Source organism: Neisseria sp. HMSC067H09 (genome assembly GCF_001814135.1).
Taxonomy (GTDB): Bacteria; Pseudomonadota; Gammaproteobacteria; order Burkholderiales; family Neisseriaceae; genus Neisseria.
Genome location: NZ_KV814894.1, coordinates 17,137 through 36,488, shown reverse-complemented (window position 1 = coordinate 36,488; position 19,352 = coordinate 17,137). Strand labels below are relative to the sequence as shown.

At 56.8% G+C, this 19,352-nt stretch carries 16 protein-coding genes, 1 pseudogene and 1 riboswitch; of the genes and pseudogenes, 13 read left to right on the top strand and 4 right to left on the bottom strand.

The window, feature by feature from the left end; all coding sequences use genetic code 11:
- The first annotated feature begins 1 nt into the window (after nucleotide 1).
- Nucleotides 2-2,215: a RelA/SpoT family protein gene (locus HMPREF2954_RS04070; protein ID WP_045073940.1), complete on the top strand. Its 2,214-nt coding sequence runs from the start codon at nucleotides 2-4 to the stop codon at nucleotides 2,213-2,215.
- A gap of 276 nt (nucleotides 2,216-2,491) precedes the next feature.
- Here the strand turns inward: HMPREF2954_RS04070 and nqrM are convergent, their stop codons facing one another.
- Together nqrM and HMPREF2954_RS04060 are read right to left on the bottom strand one after the other, a co-directional pair.
- A complete protein-coding gene (gene nqrM / locus HMPREF2954_RS04065; RefSeq protein ID WP_003757168.1) occupies nucleotides 2,492-2,713 on the bottom strand; it encodes a (Na+)-NQR maturation NqrM in 222 nt (73 codons plus the stop codon).
- Nucleotides 2,714-2,751: 38 nt separating this feature from the next.
- Complete coding sequence (locus HMPREF2954_RS04060; RefSeq protein WP_045073987.1) at nucleotides 2,752-3,801, bottom strand: FAD:protein FMN transferase; 1,050 nt, start codon at nucleotides 3,799-3,801, stop codon at nucleotides 2,752-2,754.
- A 92-nt stretch (nucleotides 3,802-3,893) separates the two neighbouring features.
- Nucleotides 3,894-4,003, top strand: a riboswitch (SAM-I-IV-variant riboswitch).
- 191 nt (nucleotides 4,004-4,194) lie between these two features.
- Between HMPREF2954_RS04060 and metK the strand changes: the two genes are divergently transcribed.
- From metK to HMPREF2954_RS04035, 5 genes are all read left to right on the top strand, one after another.
- The gene (gene metK, locus HMPREF2954_RS04055; RefSeq protein ID WP_045073985.1) at nucleotides 4,195-5,364 is read left to right on the top strand and encodes a methionine adenosyltransferase; all 1,170 of its coding nucleotides are present in this window, start codon (nucleotides 4,195-4,197) and stop codon (nucleotides 5,362-5,364) included.
- A 166-nt stretch (nucleotides 5,365-5,530) separates the two neighbouring features.
- Nucleotides 5,531-6,259 (top strand): pyridoxine 5'-phosphate synthase, encoded by a 729-nt coding sequence (gene pdxJ, locus HMPREF2954_RS04050; protein WP_045073938.1) that lies wholly within the window; start codon nucleotides 5,531-5,533, stop codon nucleotides 6,257-6,259.
- Nucleotides 6,260-6,311: 52 nt separating this feature from the next.
- The gene (gene acpS, locus HMPREF2954_RS04045) at nucleotides 6,312-6,689 is read left to right on the top strand and encodes a holo-ACP synthase (protein ID WP_003755026.1); all 378 of its coding nucleotides are present in this window, start codon (nucleotides 6,312-6,314) and stop codon (nucleotides 6,687-6,689) included.
- Nucleotides 6,690-6,764: 75 nt separating this feature from the next.
- Entirely contained in the window at nucleotides 6,765-7,568 is an 804-nt protein-coding gene (locus tag HMPREF2954_RS04040) for an NUDIX domain-containing protein (RefSeq protein ID WP_045073935.1), read from the top strand.
- A 1-nt stretch (nucleotide 7,569) separates the two neighbouring features.
- The gene (locus HMPREF2954_RS04035; RefSeq protein ID WP_036490984.1) at nucleotides 7,570-7,992 is read left to right on the top strand and encodes a hypothetical protein; all 423 of its coding nucleotides are present in this window, start codon (nucleotides 7,570-7,572) and stop codon (nucleotides 7,990-7,992) included.
- Nucleotides 7,993-8,075: 83 nt separating this feature from the next.
- Here the strand turns inward: HMPREF2954_RS04035 and HMPREF2954_RS04030 are convergent, their stop codons facing one another.
- Complete coding sequence (locus tag HMPREF2954_RS04030; RefSeq protein WP_003766223.1) at nucleotides 8,076-8,759, bottom strand: 2,3-diphosphoglycerate-dependent phosphoglycerate mutase; 684 nt, start codon at nucleotides 8,757-8,759, stop codon at nucleotides 8,076-8,078.
- A 183-nt stretch (nucleotides 8,760-8,942) separates the two neighbouring features.
- On the opposite strand from HMPREF2954_RS04030, the gene HMPREF2954_RS04025 reads away from it, so the two are divergent.
- Nucleotides 8,943-9,515, top strand: a complete 573-nt coding sequence (locus HMPREF2954_RS04025) for a UbiX family flavin prenyltransferase (protein WP_070689013.1) — start codon at nucleotides 8,943-8,945, stop codon at nucleotides 9,513-9,515.
- 100 nt (nucleotides 9,516-9,615) lie between these two features.
- Nucleotides 9,616-10,908, top strand: a complete 1,293-nt coding sequence (locus HMPREF2954_RS04020; protein ID WP_045073930.1) for a valine--pyruvate transaminase — start codon at nucleotides 9,616-9,618, stop codon at nucleotides 10,906-10,908.
- A gap of 70 nt (nucleotides 10,909-10,978) precedes the next feature.
- On the opposite strand, the pseudogene HMPREF2954_RS12885 reads toward HMPREF2954_RS04020, so the two are convergent.
- Nucleotides 10,979-11,092: pseudogene (locus HMPREF2954_RS12885) on the bottom strand (IS5/IS1182 family transposase); the annotation flags it as partial.
- 60 nt (nucleotides 11,093-11,152) lie between these two features.
- Here HMPREF2954_RS12885 and HMPREF2954_RS04015 point away from each other — a divergent pair.
- From HMPREF2954_RS04015 to katA, 5 genes are all read left to right on the top strand, one after another.
- Nucleotides 11,153-13,372: a TonB-dependent receptor gene (locus HMPREF2954_RS04015; RefSeq protein ID WP_045073928.1), complete on the top strand. Its 2,220-nt coding sequence runs from the start codon at nucleotides 11,153-11,155 to the stop codon at nucleotides 13,370-13,372.
- Between the two features lie 215 nt (nucleotides 13,373-13,587).
- The gene (locus tag HMPREF2954_RS04010) at nucleotides 13,588-14,352 is read left to right on the top strand and encodes an ABC transporter ATP-binding protein (protein ID WP_045074339.1); all 765 of its coding nucleotides are present in this window, start codon (nucleotides 13,588-13,590) and stop codon (nucleotides 14,350-14,352) included.
- A gap of 150 nt (nucleotides 14,353-14,502) precedes the next feature.
- Nucleotides 14,503-15,414, top strand: coding sequence for an iron-siderophore ABC transporter substrate-binding protein (locus tag HMPREF2954_RS04005; RefSeq protein ID WP_231574646.1), 912 nt, complete (start codon nucleotides 14,503-14,505; stop codon nucleotides 15,412-15,414).
- Nucleotides 15,408-17,375, top strand: coding sequence for a Fe(3+)-hydroxamate ABC transporter permease FhuB (gene fhuB / locus HMPREF2954_RS04000; protein ID WP_052673336.1), 1,968 nt, complete (start codon nucleotides 15,408-15,410; stop codon nucleotides 17,373-17,375). The genes HMPREF2954_RS04005 and fhuB overlap by 7 nt, the downstream gene beginning before the upstream one ends.
- Before the next feature lie 298 nt (nucleotides 17,376-17,673).
- On the top strand, nucleotides 17,674-19,188 hold the full coding sequence (katA, locus tag HMPREF2954_RS03995) for a catalase KatA (RefSeq protein ID WP_070689012.1): 1,515 nt from the start codon (nucleotides 17,674-17,676) through the stop codon (nucleotides 19,186-19,188).
- The last annotated feature ends 164 nt before the right edge of the window (nucleotides 19,189-19,352 follow it).

The following is a 19,352-nucleotide window of genomic DNA, read 5'->3' as shown; positions in this document are numbered from 1 at the left end:
CATGACCGCCACCAGCCCGATTCAAGACACGCAAAGCGCGACTCCGCAAGAATTGCGCGAATGGTTCGACAGTTACTGCGCCGCGCTGCCGGACAACGATAAAAACCTCATCGGCGCCGCATGGTCGTTGGCAAAGGAACACTATCCCGCCGATGCCGCCACGCCGTATGGCGAACCGCTGCTCGACCATTTGCTCGGCGCGGCGCAGATGGTCAACGAGCTCGACCTGCTCTCCGATGCTGTCGCCGCAACCCTGCTTGCCGACATCGGACGCTACGTTCCCGATTGGAACCTCTTGGTTTCCGAACGCTGCAACAGCACCGTCGCCGAGCTGGTCAAAGGTGTGGACGAAGTGCAGAAACTCACCCACTTCGCCCGCGTGGACAGCCTCGCCACTTCCGAAGAACGCGCGCAGCAAGCCGAAACCATGCGTAAAATGCTGCTGGCGATGGTTACCGACATCCGCGTCGTGTTAATCAAACTTGCCATGCGCACCCGCACCATGCAGTTCCTCAGCAATATCCCCGACAGCCCTGAAAAACGCGCCGTCGCCAAAGAAACCCTCGACATCTTCGCCCCGCTCGCCAACCGTTTGGGCGTGTGGCAGCTCAAATGGCAGCTCGAAGACCTCGGCTTCCGCCACCAAGAACCCGAAAAATACCGCGAAATCGCGCTGCTTTTGGACGAAAAACGCACCGAACGCCTCGAATACATCGAAAACTTCCTCAACATCCTGCGTGGCGAACTTAAAAAATACAACGTTCACTTCGAAGTAGCCGGCCGCCCGAAACACATCTACTCCATTTACAAAAAAATGGTGAAGAAAAAACTCAGCTTCGACGGGCTGTTCGACATCCGCGCCGTGCGGATTTTGGTCGATACCGTTCCTGAGTGTTACACCACGCTGGGTATCGTCCACAGCCTCTGGCAGCCCATCCCCGGCGAATTCGACGATTACATCGCCAACCCTAAAGGCAACGGCTATAAAAGTTTGCACACCGTCATTGTCGGCCCGGAAGACAAAGGCGTGGAAGTGCAAATCCGCACCTTCGATATGCACCAATTCAACGAATTCGGTGTCGCCGCCCACTGGCGTTACAAAGAGGGCGGCAAAGGCGATTCCGCCTACGAACAGAAAATCGCCTGGTTGCGCCAACTCTTGGACTGGCGCGAAAACATGGCGGAAAGCGGCAAGGAAGACCTCGCCGCCGCCTTCAAAACCGAGCTTTTCAACGACACGATTTACGTCCTGACCCCGCACGGCAAAGTCCTCTCCCTGCCCACCGGCGCGACCCCCATCGACTTCGCCTACGCCCTGCACAGCAGCATCGGCGACCGTTGCCGCGGCGCGAAAGTCGAAGGGCAAATCGTGCCGCTGTCCACCCCGCTCGAAAACGGACAGCGCGTCGAAATCATCACCGCCAAAGAAGGGCATCCTTCCGTCAACTGGCTCTACGAGGGCTGGGTCAAATCCAGCAAGGCAATCGGCAAAATCCGCGCCTACATCCGTCAGCAAAACGCCGACACCGTGCGCGAAGAAGGCCGCGTCCAACTCGACAAACAGCTTGCCAAACTCACGCCCAAACCTAACCTGCAAGAGCTTGCCGAAAACCTCGGCTACAAAAAACTCGACGACCTCTACACCGCCGTCGGACAAGGCGAAATTTCCAACCGCGCCATCCAGAAAGCCTGCGGCACGCTGAACGAACCGCCGCCCGTACCGGTTAGCGAAACTACCATCGTCAAACAGTCCAAAATCAAAAAAGGCGGCAAAACCGGCGTTCTCATTGACGGCGAAGACGGCTTGATGACCACGCTTGCCAAATGCTGCAAACCCGCGCCGCCCGACGACATTGTCGGCTTCGTTACCCGCGAACGCGGTATTTCCGTCCACCGCAAAACCTGCCCCTCTTTCCAACACCTCGCCGAACAAGCACCCGAGAAAGTGTTGAACGCAAGCTGGGCGGCGTTGCAGGAAGGACAAGTGTTCGCCGTCGATGTCGAAATCCGCGCCCAAGACCGCTCAGGACTTTTGCGCGATGTATCCGACGCGCTCGCCCGCCACAAACTCAACGTTACCGCCGTGCAAACCCAGTCCCGCGACTTGGAAGCCAGCATGAGGTTCACGCTTGAAGTCAAACAAGTCAACGACCTCCCGCGCGTCCTCGCCAGCCTCGGCGACGTCAAAGGCGTGTTGAGCGTTACGCGCTTGTAAGGTGGAGCAAAAGGTCGTCTGAAAAACGGATTTCAGGTTTTTCAGACGACCTTTTTGGCGAGTTTGGTATCGTAATCGACATTGGAAATATCTGTCCTGTCCTTCCTGCTTGTACGGAAATGACGGCAATTTGAGCAGCTTTGCTAAATCGCTGTCTGCCTTTTAAAAACAGCCAAACTTGCAAATCAAAGGTCGTCTGAAAACTGCAATATGCGGTTTCAGACGACCTTTTGTGTTGCCAAGCTCAAAGTCAGGCTGAACCTGATTCGGGTAAGGTCAGTGATCGACGGTAATGCCTTTGCTTTCCTGCTGTTTCTGTTCGTCCAGTTTCTTTTGCAGCGTGTCGCACGGGGTGTCGCAGTCGCAGACTTTTTTCATGCCCAGCGAGGAGATGCCGCCGCAACTGCCTTTGATGGTGCGTTTGGAGAAAATATAGCCGACCGCCATACCGAGGATGACGAGGAGGAAGAGGCCGAAGGTGAGGAGTAGGGTTTTCATGATGGTGTTCCTGTGGGATGGATATGAGTCTGTAGATATTAATGGAGTAGTTTTTTAAACGCGCCGGACATTTCGGTATGGTAGCCGTTTTGGTCGCGGATAATCAGGAAAACGGCGAGGTTTTGCTGTTCGGCGAGTTTGAGGGCTTCGGTTTCGCCGAGTACGAAAAGTCCGGTGGACAGGCCGTCTGCGGTGGTGGCGTTGTCGGCGACGACGCTGATGGAGGCGAGGCGGTGCGACAGCGGGCGGCGGGTTTTGGGGTCGATGATGTGGGACAGCCGCCTGCCTTGCGGGTCAACGTGGAAAATGCGGTAGTCGCCGGAAGTGGCGAGGGAGCGGTTGTCGAGAGGGACGACGATTTGGGTGTTGCCGCCTTGGACGATGTTGGGCTGTTCGATGCCGATGCGCCAAGGTTCGCCTTGGGCGTTGCGGCCTTTGCCGTGCAGTTCGCCGCCGATTTCGACAAGGTAGTTTTGGATGCCGAGTTTTTCAAGTTCGCCTGCTACTTTGTCCACGCCGAAGCCTTTAGCGATGGAGGAGAGGTCGAGATAGGCTTCGGGTTGGGTTTTGGCGAGCGTGGCTTGTTTGCCGTTTTGCGTGAGGATGATTTTGTCCGTACCGGTTTGGGCGGCGGCTTTGTCGATTTCGGCCTGGGTGGGTTCGCGGGTGATTTCTTTGTTCGGTCCGAAGCCCCAAAGGTTGACGAGCGGGCCGACGGTTACGTCGAGCGCGCCTTGTGTGAGGCGGTTGAGGCGTAAGGCTTCGGCGGTTACGGCGGCGAAATCGGCGGAAACGGGCATGGGTTCGCGGGTTTCGCGCATTTGGTTGAAGCGGCTGATTTCGGAGTCTTCGCGGTAGGTGGACATTTGGCGGTTGACTTCTTCGAGTGCGCCGTCGATCTGTTTTTTTACGGCTTCGGGCGCGGGCGGGTTGGGGAGGTCGTCTGAAAGGTATTTGACGGTATAGGTCGTGCCCATCGTTTCGCCCTGAAGCACGGTTTGTTCGGATGTTTTCTTGCCGCACGCGCCCAGTGGTAAGGTAAGGACGAGGGCGGCGGCAAGGGCGGGAATGGCGGAGGGCAGGTGCATGATAGGGTGTTCGGGTGTTTTCAGACGACGTATTGTAACGTAAAACGCAAGGGCGCGCGGCTTGCGGGGGAAGGGCTTTTCTGCTAACATCCGCGGTGCATTAAGAGTTGGGAATTCCATGCCAACCTGCTTTTCAGACGGAAAGGTAAGGTGGACGGCTGCAAAGCCGATGTGGTCCGAGAGGGCAATTCAAATCCCCCCGCTTGATGCGGGAATTTTTTTGCCCGTATGTTCTGTGCGGGCAGGATTCCGAACCGCTTTATCCAAGTGGGAATATTTATCATTTGGATGGAGCGCAGGTGGAAATTTTGTTATGATTTCCGTTGTGGGATATATGATGAAACAACAGGTCGTCTGAAAGCAGACGGCTTGTTTTTGAAGGAAAATATTGAAATGAGCGAATATCTGTTTACTTCCGAATCGGTTTCCGAAGGCCATCCGGACAAAGTAGCCGACCAAGTGTCCGATGCGATTTTGGATGCGGTTTTGGCGCAAGACCCCAAAGCGCGCGTCGCGGCGGAAACTCTGGTAAACACCGGTTTGTGCGTGTTGGCGGGCGAAATCACCACCACCGCCCATGTGGACTACATCAAAGTCGCACGCGAAACCATCAAACGCATCGGCTACAACTCGTCCGAGCTGGGCTTTGATGCCAACGGCTGCGCGGTCGGCGTGTACTACGACCAGCAATCCCCCGACATCGCCCAAGGCGTGAACGAAGGCGAAGGCATCGACCTGAACCAAGGCGCGGGCGACCAAGGCCTGATGTTCGGCTACGCCTGCGACGAAACCCCGACCCTGATGCCGTTTGCCATCTATTACAGCCACCGCCTGATGCAGCGTCAAAGCGAATTGCGCAAAGACGGCCGCCTGCCGTGGCTGCGTCCCGACGCAAAAGCGCAGTTGACCGTGGTTTACGACAGCGAAACCGGCAAAGTAAAACGCATCGACACCGTCGTCCTGTCCACCCAGCACGATCCGTCTATCGGTTACGAAGAGCTGAAAAACGCCGTGATCGAACACATCATCAAACCTGTTCTGCCGCCCGAAATGCTGACTGCCGAAACCAAATACCTGATCAACCCGACCGGCCGCTTCGTTATCGGCGGTCCGCAAGGCGACTGCGGTCTGACCGGCCGCAAAATCATCGTCGATACCTACGGCGGCGCAGCTCCGCACGGCGGCGGCGCATTCTCCGGCAAAGACCCGTCCAAAGTGGACCGTTCCGCCGCTTACGCCTGCCGTTATGTCGCGAAAAACATCGTTGCCGCAGGTTTGGCAACCCAATGTCAGATTCAGGTTTCCTACGCCATCGGCGTTGCCGAACCGACTTCGATTTCCATCGACACTTTCGGCACAGGCAAAATCAGCGAAGACAAACTGATTGCCCTGGTTCGCGAACATTTCGACCTGCGCCCCAAAGGCATCGTCCAAATGCTCGACCTCTTGCGCCCGATTTACAGTAAATCCGCCGCCTACGGCCATTTCGGCCGCGAAGAGCCTGAGTTTACTTGGGAGCGCACCGACAAAGCTGCCGCATTGAAAGCAGCCGCAGGCGTATAAAAAAGCATATAAGGTCGTCTGAAAGGGAGTTTCAGACGACTTTCCATCCTTATGGCAACTGCAATTTTTCCCAATCAGCAAGGCAGCATGCGTCGGTATGCTGCCTTTTTCGACCAGAAAGATTACAATTAGCGGGTCGTCTGAAAATCCAAAGAAAGGACACATCATGCTCTTAGGTGTAAACATCGACCACATCGCCACCGTCCGCAACGCCCGCGGTACGACCTATCCCAGCCCCGTGGAAGCGGCATTGGTCGCGGAAACGCACGGTGCGGATTTGATTACCATGCACCTGCGCGAAGACCGCCGCCACATCAAAGACGCGGACGTGTTCGCCGTCAAAAACGCCATCCGCACGCGCCTGAACCTTGAAATGGCACTGACTGAAGAAATGCTGGAAAACGCGCTCAAAGTCATGCCGGAAGACGTGTGCATCGTGCCTGAAAAACGTCAGGAAATCACGACCGAAGGCGGTTTGGACGTTTTGGCGCAACAAGAAAAAATCGCCGGGTTCACCAAAATCCTGACCGACGCAGGCATCCGCGTCTCGCTCTTCATCGATGCAGACAACGATCAAATCCAAGCCGCCTATGATGTCGGTGCGCCCGTTATCGAGCTGCACACCGGCGCATACGCCGATGCACACAGCCACGCCGAACAAATCAAGCAATTCGAGCGTCTGCAAAACGGCGCGCATTTTGCCAGCGATTTGGGCTTGGTCGTCAACGCCGGACACGGCCTGACCATACACAACGTTACCCCCATCGCCCAAATCCTCGCCATCCGCGAGCTAAACATCGGGCATTCGCTGATTGCCCAAGCCCTCTTCCTCGGCCTGCCCGAAGCCGTCCGCCAGATGAAGGAAACCATGTTCAGGGCAAGAATGCTGCCTTGATAGGCGACACCCACCTTTTCAGACGACCTTCTCTCAACAAGGAGACCACCGCATGATTTACGGCATAGGCACAGACATCGTTTCCCTCAAACGCATCATCCGCCTGAGCAAAAAGTTCGGACAGGCGTTTGCCGAGCGCATCCTCACCCCCGAAGAGCTGCTCGAATTCCCGCAAGCGGGCAAACCCGTCAACTACCTTGCCAAACGCTTTGCCGCCAAAGAAGCCTTCGCCAAAGCTGTCGGCACGGGCATACGCGGCGCGGTTTCCTTCCGCAACATCGGCATCGGGCATGACGCATTAGGCAAACCCGAATTCTTCTACGCCCCCGCCCTGTCCAAATGGCTGGAAGAGCAAGGCATCAGCCGCGTCAGCCTCAGCATGAGCGACGAAGAAGACACCGTGTTGGCATTTGTCGTTGCCGAAAAATAAGACAGCACCCATTGGCAGGTCGGATTCCCAAATCCGACCTTTCCGGATTTTCAGACGACCTTTCTCCCCATTCCCATGACCCAAGACACCCGCCCCCTTATCCGCGTCGTTGCCGGCATCCTGCTCAACCAAGACGGCGACTACCTGCTCAGTTCCCGCCCCGAAGGCAAGCCCTATGCCGGATATTGGGAATTTGCCGGCGGCAAAGTCGAAGCGGGCGAAACCGACTTCCAAGCCCTGCAACGCGAGTTTGAAGAAGAACTCGGCATCCGCATCCTAGCCGCCACACCTTGGCTGACCAAAATCCATTCCTACGAACACGCCCGCGTCTGCCTGAAATTTCTATGGGTAAACCCCGACCAATGGACGGGCGAACCCCAATCCCGCGAAGGACAGGCATGGTCGTGGCAAAAAGCGGGCGATTTCAACGTCGCCCCCATGCTGCCTGCCAACGGTCCGCTGCTGCGCGCCCTCTCCGTCCCACGCCGGCTTCAAGGTCGTCTGAAAACCGGTTTGCACGGACAAAACAGCACCGGCGAATACCGCATCGCCCCCTACTCCCTTGCCGAGCCGCACCACGCCAACATCCTCATCTCAGAAACCGAACTGCGCAAACTCGGCAAGCTGCCCCAAGCCCAAAGCGTTTGGGTATCGATACACACCCGCGAACAATGGCAACGCGTACAAGATGCCGATGTCGTCGTTTGGCAAGTCAACGACGACGCAAGCGCACGGCAAGTGCTTGAAATATTGGAACAAGGCGTATCCGTTCCGCTGGTTGTCGCCGCACCCGAAACACTGGTTTCAAACTACCGCGACCGCTGGCTCTCAGCAGGCGCACACGCCGTCCTGTCCGACAATGACACCGAGGTCGTCTGAAATGGACAAAAACCGCAAACTCCTCCTCGCAGGCGTCCTCCTCATCCTCTTCGCCGCCGCCAAACTCCTGCTGCTGGATTGGTGGCAAAAACAACAGCCCCAAGCCCGCGCCGCCGAGTGCGACCTCATCAAAGGCTGCACCCTGCCCGACGGCTCGCACGTCCGCTCCACCCCCATCAGCCACCGCTCCGCCTTCGACATCACCGTCGAAAACACCCCGGCCGAAACACAGCAAGTCAGCATCAGCTTCAGCATGAAAGACATGGACATGGGCTTCAACCGCTATATGCTCCAACAACAATCCCCGCGCACCTGGCAAGCGCACCAAATCCACCTGCCCGTCTGCGTCGAAGGCAGACGCGACTACATCGCCAACATCACCATAGGCGGACAAACTTTTCAGACGACCTTTACCGCCCAATAGGCTTTCTACGCGTATTCAGACAAGAAAGATCGTCTGAAACCACAAATCAGGGTTTCAGACGACCTTTTTATTATCCGCAAAGCTTACAGATAGAATTTTTCAACCACTTTCAAATTGTCGTCCAATTTGTACACCAGCGGCTGACCGGTCGGAATTTCCAAGCCCATGATGTCTTCGTCGGAAATGCCTTCGATGTGTTTGGCCAATGCGCGCAGTGAGTTGCCGTGTGCGGCGACCAGGACGCGTTTGCCGCTCAGAAGCGCGGGGGCGATTTGGTCTTCCCAGAACGGCAGCACGCGCTCCAAAGTAACTTTCAGGTTTTCGCCGTCGGGGATGACATCGGCGGGCAGGTTGGCATAGCGGCGGTCGTTGTGCGCGGAGAACGGGTCTTTCGGATCGAGCAGCGGCGGCAGGGTGTCGTAGCTGCGGCGCCAGATGTGGACTTGCTCGTCGCCGTATTTTTCGGCGGTTTGTTTTTTATCCAAACCTTGCAGTTGGCCGTAGTGGCGCTCGTTCAGCCTCCAGCTTTTGATTTGCGGCACAAACAGTTGGTCGGATTCTTCCAAAACGATGTTGCAGGTTTTAATCGCGCGGGTCAGGACGGAAGTGAAGGCGATGTCGAACTCGTAACCTTTTTCCTTCAGTTTTTTACCGGCGGCGGCGGCTTCGGCAAGCCCCTGCTCGCTCAGTTTCACGTCGCGCCAGCCTGTAAACAGGTTTTTCGCGTTCCATTCGCTTTGTCCGTGGCGGATAAATACCAATTCCATGTCGTATGCTCCAATTTGAGGTCGGTAGAAGGGCTTATTTATAACATATTTCGGCTGCTTCTGCCGAACCGCCTCCCCTACCCTTGCCTTCAGTCAAACAGCCGCTGTTCAAAATATGAAACCTGCCTGTCAAGACGACCTGCTTTATAATGTTGCCAAAATACGCTTTTACGAAAGACTTTCATGACCCGACGTTTGATTATCGGCATCAGCGGAGCCAGCGGTTTCCAATACGGCATCAAGGCCTTGGCGCTTTTGCGCGCACACGATGTCGAAACGCATCTGGTGGTATCCAAAAGCGCGGAAATGACGCGCGCGCTGGAAACGCCGTATGAAAAAGACGAACTCTACCGCCTTGCCGATGTCGTCCATCCGATAAACCATATAGGTTCCGCCATCGCCAGCGGTTCGTTTAAAACCGACGGGATGCTGATTGCCCCTTGTTCGATGCGCACGCTGGCTGCGGTTGCAAACGGCTTCGGCGACAACCTGCTGACACGCGTGGCGGACGTAGTCCTGAAAGAGCGCCGCCGCCTTGTGCTGATGGTGCGCGAAGCCCCGCTCAACCTTGCCCATCTAGACAATATGCGCCGCGTTACCGAAATGGGCGGCATCGTCTTCCCGCCTACCCCCGCCCTCTACCAGCAGCCGCAAACCATAGACGACATCATCACCCACAGCACCGCCCACGCGCTTTCACTTTTAGGTTTCGACACCGGCGCCGTACCCGAATGGACGGGCGGAACATCTTCCTAAATATCAAAGGTCGTCTGAAACCCGTTTTCAGGCTGGCAGGAGACCCCTCACCATATCAAGCTGATATAATCCCCACCAATCATATTTACACGGAGTCATCATGCAGTTCTCGGCATTCGGCGAAAAATTCACGCAACACAGCGGCATCCTGCAACTTATGGACGACCTCGGCGACGCGCTCAAAAGCGACAGGCCCGTCAACATGCTCGGCGGCGGTAATCCGGCGCGGATTGCCGAAGTCAATGCCGTGTTCGCCGACGTATTTTCCAAACTGGCAGCAGAACACGCCGTCGAGAACATTGGTAACTACTCCAACCCCCAAGGCGATGCCGCGCTGATTGACGCGTTGACCTCCTTCCTCAACCGCGAATACGGCTGGAACCTGACCGCCGACAATATCGCGCTGACCAACGGTTCGCAGAACGCGTTTTTCTATCTTTTCAACCTCTTCGGTGGCAAATTCAAGGTTTCAGACGACCTTTCCGTAGAAAAAGCCATCCTGCTGCCGCTCGCGCCCGAATACATCGGCTATGCCGACGTGCATGTCGAAGGGCAGCACTTCGTTTCCGTCAAACCGAAAATCGAAGCTGTCGAACACGAAGGCGAAGAAGGCTTCTTCAAATACCGTGTGGACTTTGACGCGCTGGAAAGTCTGCCCGAGCTGAAAGAAGGCAAAATCGGCGCGATTTGCTGTTCGCGCCCGACCAATCCGACCGGCAATGTGCTGACCGACGGTGAAATGGCACGGCTGGACGCTTTGGCGCAAGAATACGGCATTCCGCTGATTATCGACAACGCCTACGGAATGCCGTTCCCCAACATCATTTACAGCGATGTTACGTTGAATTGGCACGAAAACATCATCCTTTGCTTCAGCCTTTCCAAAGTCGGCCTGCCGGGCGTGCGTACCGGCATCATCGTCGCCGCGCCCGAAGTCGTCAAAGCCGTCAGCAGCCTGAACGCGATTGTGAACCTGTCGCCCACCCGCTTCGGCGCAGCCATCGCAACGCCGCTGTTGCAGGACGGCCGTCTGAAACAGCTTTCAGACGACGTCATCCGGCCGTTTTACCGCAATCAGGCGCAAACCGCCGTCTCGCTGCTCAAGCGCGAGCTGGGCGCGTATCCGCTGAAAATCCACAAGCCCGAAGGCGCGATTTTCCTGTGGCTCTGGTTTGAAAACCTGCCCGTTTCGTCGCAAACCCTGTACGAAATGCTCAAAGCCGAAGGCACGCTGATTATTCCGGGCGAACATTTCTTCGTCGGCATCGACACGCAGGATTACCCGCACGCCCACGAGTGCATCCGCATGAGCATCGCTCAGGACGCGGAAACGCTGGAAAAAGGCATCGCCGCCATCGGCAGGGTGGTGCGCGGTTTGTATGACGCGGCGTAAACGGTAAAGTTGACAGCCATTCAGTCAAAAGGTCGTCTGAAAACAGTTTCAGACGACCTTTTATCATTTATAGTGAATTAACTTTAAACCAGTACGGCGTTGCCTCGCCTTGCCGTACTATCTGTACTGTCTGCGGCTTCGTCGCCTTGTCCTGATTTAAATTTAATCCACTATATTTTTTTGAAATGAAATTAATTTTCTTTTAGAATTAACCGTTACGACCGACTTTTGAAAGAAAATACAAATGATTAAGCCCGCTTCCAGACTCAGCATCCTCAGCCTCTCCCTCCTTGCCGTTTCGGCGGCATTTGCCTCAGACGAACCCCAAGTCCGAGAAACCGCCGAACTTGAAACCATCACCGTAACCGCCAGCGCGGACGCATCCAAGGGCGGTTTGATTCCTGCATTTAAGGGCGGACAGGTGGCGCGCGGCAGCCGCGTGGGTATTTTGGGCAATAAAAAAAACCTAGAATCGCCGTTCTCCAATACTGCTTACACCAATAGGCTGATTCAGGACAAACATGCGCGCAGCGTCGGCGACGTACTGCAAAACGACCCGACCGTCCGCGTTGCGCGCGGTTACGGCAATTTTCAGGAAGCGTATTTCATACGCGGCTTTGCCGCCGAATCGGACGATACCATGTACAACGGCCTTTACGGCATCCTGCCGCGCCAATACATCGCCACTGAGCTTTTCGAACGCGTGGAAGTCCAGCGCGGCGCATCCGCCTTCTTAAACGGCATGGCGCCGGGCGGCAACAATATCGGCGGCACGGTATCCGTATTGCCCAAACGCGCGTCCAATGAAGGATTGAACCGGCTGACTGCCAATTACGGCGCGGGAAAACGCGGTGGTTTGGCGGCGGACGTGGCGCGCCGTTTCGGACAAAATCAGGAATTCGGCGTGCGCGTCAATGCGGCGCACCATAACGGCAAAACCGCAATAGACGACGAAAAGTCCAAACTCAGCCTGGTCAATGTCGGCCTAGACTGGCGCAATGAAAATGCCCGCCTGTCCGCCGATTTGGGCTGGCAGGACAACAAGCTCAAAGCCACGCGTACCAATGTTACCCTGTCAGGCCTGACCGCCGTGCCGGCCGCGCCTGATGCCTCATCCAACTGGGCGCAGCCGTGGACGTATTCCAACGAGCGCGACTGGTTCGGCACAATGCGCGGCGAATACGATTTCAACGACAACCTGACTGCCTACGCCGCCTATGGCTTCCGCCGCAGCAAGGAAAACAACTCCTTGGCAAACCTGACCGTCAGCAACATCAACGGCAACGGCTCGATTTACCGCTTCGACAACGCGCGTAAAGACAAAATTGATACGGGCGAAGTCGGTTTGCGCGGCAAATTCAACACCGGCGCGGTAGAACACGAATGGGTTGCCGCCGCCAACCGCTTCCAGTCCTCGCGCAAAAACGCCTACATCATGGACTGGGGCAACCGCCACGCGACCAACCTCTACAACCCCTCCTACTATCCGCTGCCTGCCGCAAGCAACCCGATGTTTTCCGGCAACGACTTGGGCAATCCTGCCGTTACCGGCAAAACGCGCCTGACCAGCTTCGCGCTGGGCGACACCTTCAGCCTTTGGGACAAACGCCTGCAATTCACGCTTGGCGCACGCTGGCAGCAGCTTCACAATGAAAGCTACGCCTACAATACAGGCACGCAAACCGAAGACTACAAAAAATCGCGCATCAGCCCTGCCGCCGGCGCGGTTTACCGCATCACTCCCAACTGGTCGGTTTACGGCAACTACATCGAAAGCCTGAGCCAAGGCGCGACCGCCGCCTCAAGCGCGACCGTCAACGGTACGACCTACACCGTCAGCAATGCCGGCGAATCGCTGAAACCCTTTGTCTCAAAACAAAAGGAAATCGGCACCAAATATGAAGCAGGCGGTTTCGGCGCAGGCCTGACGCTCTTCCACACCGACAAACCGCGTTCGCTCTACGTTGTCGAAAACAACACCGCCCGTCTCACTTCCGAAGGCAAAGACCGCCACCAAGGTGCGGAAATCACCGTTTACGGGGAAGTCGCACAAGGTGTGAGGCTCTTGGGCGGCATTACCCTGCTCGATGCCAAACAGAAATCCACCGGCTCGTCCTCGACCGACGGCAAACGCACCATCGGTGTGGCCAAAACCCAGGCCAACATCGGCTTGGAATGGGAAGTGCCGAAAGTGCAGGGTTTGGCATTTGACGGACGCATGGTTTACACCGGTTCTTCCTACGCCGATGCGGCCAATACGCTTAAAGTCGGCGGCTGGACGCGCTTCGACCTCGGTGCGCGCTACCGCACCCAAATCGGCAGGCACGAAGCTACCTTCCGCGCCCGCCTCGATAATGTTGCCAACAAGAAATACTGGGCATCCGTCGGCGGATACCCTAACAACGGCTACCTGAACGCCGGCGCACCGCGCAGCTTCACCCTGTCGGCTTCGGTCAATTTTTAAGGGACGGGCGGCAAACGGCCTCCAACGGTCCAAAGGTCGTCTGAAACGTTTTCAGACGACCTTGGAGCCTGAAGCGTCCGACTTTGCCCTACGCTTTCGGACAACCGCCGTAAAACTCCGCCTTTGCGGCATCGGCACCGACAACGGGCAATGGGTTTTGCCGCTCCACCGCTTTCTCCGAATAACGTCAAACCCACCAAAAGGTCGTCTGAAACGTGTTCCAAATCCAAAACGCCACCTTCGCCATACCCGGCCGCTCGCTGCTGCACGACATCAGCGTCAACTTTTCCCCTAACCGCGTGTACGGCCTCATCGGTCATAACGGCTCGGGCAAGTCCACGCTGTTGAAACTGCTTACCCGCCAGCATGAACCCGCAGGCGGCAGGATATTGCTGAACGACAAAGAAATACGCGCCTATTCCGCCCGCGCATACGCCAAAGAAGTCGCCTATCTTCCGCAGCACCTGCCCGCCGCCACCGCGCTGACCGCGCGTGAGCTGGTTATGATGGGGCGTTATGCCTGGAGCGGGCTTTTAGGGCGCACGAACGATGCGGACAGACAGGCGGTGGAACAGGCGTTGCGGCTGACGCATACGGAAAAATTTGCCGATCAAATCGTCGATACGCTTTCGGGCGGCGAACGTTCGCGCGTCTGGCTGGCGATGTGCCTGGCGCAGCAAAGCCGCTTTTTGCTGCTGGACGAACCGCTTGCCGCTTTGGACATCGCCCACCAAATCGACGTGATGGCACTGGTGCGCAAGCTGTCTCGCGATTTGGGTTTGGGCGTCATCATCGTCATCCACGACATTAATCTGGCGGCGCAGTATTGCGATGAACTGGTCGCGCTCAAACAGGGACGGCTATTAAAAACGGGCAAACCCGCCGACATCATGACCGCAGAAGTGTTGAAAGACATTTACAGCGTCGATATGAACATCATCGCCCATCCTGAAAACGGCCGCCCCGTGGCATTGCCTTGACGCAGGCAAGCCGTCCCGCCGCATAAGCTCCGACCATAAAATCCGCCGCCCGAATCCAAACCGGATGACATCGCAGACCATTGTGGAATACCTGTATCCGATATGTTTCAGACGACCCTTTATTCAAAAACCGAAAGACCTTCCAAGCTGATGTCCCACCGCTTTTCAGACGACATTCCCCGCCTTGCCGCACGGCTGTTTTTTACCGCCGCCCTCCTGTTTTCCCTGCCTGCACCCGCCGCACCGCGCGTGGCGACTTCGGACTGGACGGTCGCCGAAACACTGACGGCGATGGGGCATCCGCCCGTCAGCGTCGCTGACCGCCGCGTGTACGATACCTGGGTGAACCATCCGCCGCTGCCCGCTGCCGTCAAGGAAGCGGGGCTGCGCTTCCAGCCGAATTTGGAGCGGCTGTATCAGATAAAGCCTGATTTTTTCGTGCAATCTTCCTGGTATGCCGCCGCCAAGTCCCAGTTTGAAAAAATCGCCCCGGTACGCGAAGTGGATTTCGGCACGGCAAAAGGCATCGAATATGCCCACACGGTCGAAGCCACGCGCAGGCTGGGTAAAATCATCGGCGACCCTGCCGCTGCCGAAAAGCTGATTGCCGGTACGGAAAACCTGTTTGCCCGCGCCAAACCCGCGCTTTCGGCATATCGCGGCCGCCCGTTTGCGGTGGTGCAGTTTGCCGACGGGCGGCATTTGCGGATTTACGGCAAGACTTCGCTGTTTCAGGCCGTGTTCGACAAATTGGGGCTGAACAATGCCTGGACGGGCAAAAGCAACGAATGGGGTTTCGAAAACATCACGCTTTTAGATTTAGCAAAGCTGCCGCCGGACACGCTGCTGATCATCGTCAAACCGCATCCTCAAAATACACGTGCAACGCTCGAAAAAAGCGCGCTTTGGCAACGCCTGCCGTTCAGCCGCCCTGCAAACCGCCGCATCTTCGAGCCGTCGTGGAGCTACGGCGCGCTGCCGTCCATGCAGCGTTTCACTTTGCAACTGATGCGTTCGATGTCGTCTGAAAACCCGTCCGCACAAAAGGAAGTCACATGGTAAAGATTTTCAGACGACCCCTGCCTATCCTTGCCGCCGCGTTGGCAATATCGTGCGCGCTGACGGCGTTTTGGATATTGAAGCTGGAATGGACGCTGCCGTGGCTGCGGCTGTTTGACCGTCCCGACAGCCTGCCTTTGGACGCACTGATGGTGCAGAACAACACCCTGCCCCGCATGGCGATGGCGCTGCTCGCGGGCGGCAGTACGGCGATGGCGACCATGCTGATGCAGCAGTTGATGCGCAATCCGCTCGCATCCGACAGTACGCTGGCAGTTAGTAGCGGCGCGCAGGCGGCTTTGGTGGCGGCGACCGTGTTCGCCCCTTCCTTCCTTGCATACGGCACGTCCGCCGTGGCGTTTGCCGGCGCAGCGGCGGCTTTGGGCGCGGTATTGCGGCTGTCGGCACGGCGCGCCCTGCAACCGCTCAGCGTCGTGCTGGCGGGTTTGGTGGTCAGCCTGTATCTGGGTTCCCTCACCGGTATCGTGATGCTGTTTTTCAGCGAAGAGACGCGCGGCGTGATGCAGTGGGGCAGCGGCTCCCTGGTGCAGGACAGTTGGCGCGATACGTTGGGGCTCTTGTGGCGGATTGCCGTTGCCGCCATACTTACCGCCTTTTTAATCAAACCGTTAAACATCATGAGCCTGGGCGACACGCAGGCGGAATCGGCAGGTATACCGGTGAAGAAAATCCGCCTGCTGTCTTTGGCGGTTGCTGCATTTTTGAGTGCGGGCGTGGTCGGCTTTGTCGGCATGATGGGCTTTGTCGGATTGGCGGCGGCGACGCTGGTGCGGCAAATGGGCGTACGCACGCTGTCCATGCGCCTGATTTGTTCCTTCATCGTCGGCGCACTGCTTTTGATGCTGACGGACAACGGCCTGATGCTGCTGAAACACTACCGCGGCACCGATCTGCCCGCCGGCGCTGTAACTGCCCTCGTCGGCGCGCCGCTTTTGTTGTGGCTGACGGCGAAAGCACCTCCGCGGCCTTCGTTTCAGACGACCTCCGATATTTCAACCGCCGCACCGCACGTCCCGCGCCTCTTGCGCTTTCTGCCGCTTATCGCCGTCGCCGTATCGGTATTGGCGTTTACGGTCGGACGCTATGACGAAACCCTGCGCCTGACCATAGACCCGGAATATTTCGTATTCCGCTACCCGCGCGTGCTGCTCGCCGCCGCCACCGGCACCATGCTCGCGTTGACCGGCGTCATACTGCAAAGGCTGACGCAAAACCCGATGGCGGGACCCGAACTCTTGGGCATCAGCTCCGGAACGGCATTCGGCGCGATGGCGGTAGTGATGCTGTTCGGCATTACCTCGGGCAGCGGCTGGTTTTGGTTGACAGGCATCGTTTCCGCTCTCGTATCCTTGGGGCTGTTGATGCTGTTCAACCGCAAAAACGGATTTACCCCCGAAAAAATCCTGCTTACCGGCATGGCGCTGGCCGCACTCGCCGATGCCGCCATCCGCATTTGGACGGCAAGCGGCGATTTCCGCGTACAACTGCTTTTATTGTGGATGTCAGGTTCGACCTATCAGGCAACGCCCGAATCCGCCCTTACTGTCGGCCTCCTCGCCGTCGCCTCGCTCCTCCTCATCCTCCCGCTGCAACGCTGGCTCGGACTGCTCAGCCTGAACGCGACAATCGCCCGCTCTGTCGGCATCAACGTCCCCCTCGCACGGTTGGTGCTGATCGTCTCAAGCGCAGCGTTAACCGCCTTATCCACCCTGCTTATCGGCCCCTTGAGCTTCGTCGGACTGCTTGCGCCGCATCTGGCCCGTATGCTCGGCGCACGCCTGCCCAAACAGCAACTTGCCGCCGCCGCACTCATCGGCGCATCGGTTATGATGACGGCCGACTGGCTGGGCAGGCAGGTAATGTTCCCTTACGAAGTCCCCGCCGGAATGATGGCCACGCTCATAGGCGGCGCATATTTCATGATGATGATGCGCAAGCTTTAATGCGAACGGAGATACAAAAGGTCGTCTGAAAACAGTTTCAGACGACCTTTTTCTATTTCATGCATTAATCAATAATAAAAATCTAACAAAAATCAAATCTCAATTAATAATAACAATATTAAATTGAAGTCATAGTTCCAATAGTCAAAACCTTTCTGTATAGTCCTATTCATAGCTTAAACAAAAGGAAAAATAAATGTCGATACAAGAAATTTATGAATGCCAAGAAACCGGCTACGAATATGCTTTTCGGCAAATCGTTTTATAAACCACTGACCATTTCACAAAGGAAATTATTATGACTGTCTCTAAATGTCCCGTAACCCACCTGACCATGAACAACGGCGCGCCCGTTGCCGACAATCAAAACAGCCTGACCGCCGGTCCGCGCGGCCCGTTGCTGGCGCAGGATTTGTGGCTGAATGAAAAACTCGCCGACTTCGTGCGCGAAGTCATCCCCGAACGCCGTATGCACGCCAAAGGTTCGGGCGCGTTCGGTACGTTTACCGTAACGCACGACATCACGAAATACACCCGCGCCAAAATCTTCAGCGAAGTCGGCAAAAAAACCGAGATGTTCGCCCGTTTCACCACCGTGGCGGGCGAGCGCGGCGCAGCCGATGCAGAACGCGACATCCGCGGCTTTGCGTTGAAGTTTTATACCGAAGAAGGCAACTGGGATATGGTCGGCAACAACACGCCTGTGTTCTTCCTGCGCGACCCGCGTAAATTCCCCGACCTGAACAAGGCGGTCAAACGCGACCCGCGCACCAATATGCGCTCCGCCACGAACAACTGGGACTTCTGGACGCTGCTGCCCGAAGCCCTGCACCAAGTCACCATCGTCATGAGCGACCGCGGCATTCCCGCCAGCTACCGCCATATGCACGGCTTCGGTTCGCATACTTACAGTTTTTGGAACGAAGCGGGCGAACGTTTCTGGGTGAAATTCCATTTCCGCAGCCAGCAAGGCATTAAAAACCTGACCAACGAAGAAGCCGCAAAAATCATCGCCGACGACCGCGAAAGCCACCAGCGCGACCTGTACGAAGCCATCGAGCGCGGCGAGTTTCCGAAATGGACGATGTACATCCAAGTCATGCCTGAAGCCGATGCGGAAAAAGTGCCGTATCATCCTTTCGACCTGACCAAAGTTTGGCCGAAAAAAGACTATCCGCTGATTGAAGTGGGCGAATTCGAGTTGAACCGCAATCCCGAAAACTTCTTCGCCGATGTGGAACAATCCGCCTTCGCACCGAGCAACCTTGTGCCCGGTATCGGCGCCAGCCCCGACAAAATGCTGCAAGCCCGTTTGTTCAATTACGCCGACGCGCAACGCTACCGTCTGGGGGTGAATTTCCGCCAAATCCCCGTCAACCGCCCGCGTTGCCCCGTCCACAGCAACCAGCGCGACGGACAAGGCCGCACCGACGGCAACTACGGCAGCCTGCCGCACTACGAACCCAACAGCTTCGGCCAATGGCAGCAACAGCCCGACTTCGCCGAACCGCCTCTGAAAATCAACGGCGACGCGGCGCACTGGGACTACCGCCAAGACGATGACGACTATTTCAGCCAACCGCGCGCCTTGTTCAACCTGATGAACGACGCGCAGAAACAGGCTTTGTTCGACAACACCGCCGCAGCCATGGGCGACGCGCCCGACTTCATCAAATACCGCCACATCCGCAACTGCCACCGTTGCGACCCCGCCTACGGCGAAGGTGTGGCGAAAGCCTTGGGGCTGACCATTGAAGACGCACAAGCCGCCCGCGCGACCGACCCCGCATTGGGTCAGCCTGGTTTATTGTAAATGGGAGGAGCCATGTGGATAGAGATTGAAGAATGGTTATCCCACGCAATCCGATACCGTAAACCGTAAACCGCCGACTTGGGCGTGATACGCAGATAGAGAAGTATTGTTAAGCATCCCTTTTTGGGGACGATATATAAGGTCGTCTGAAAAATTTGGGAATC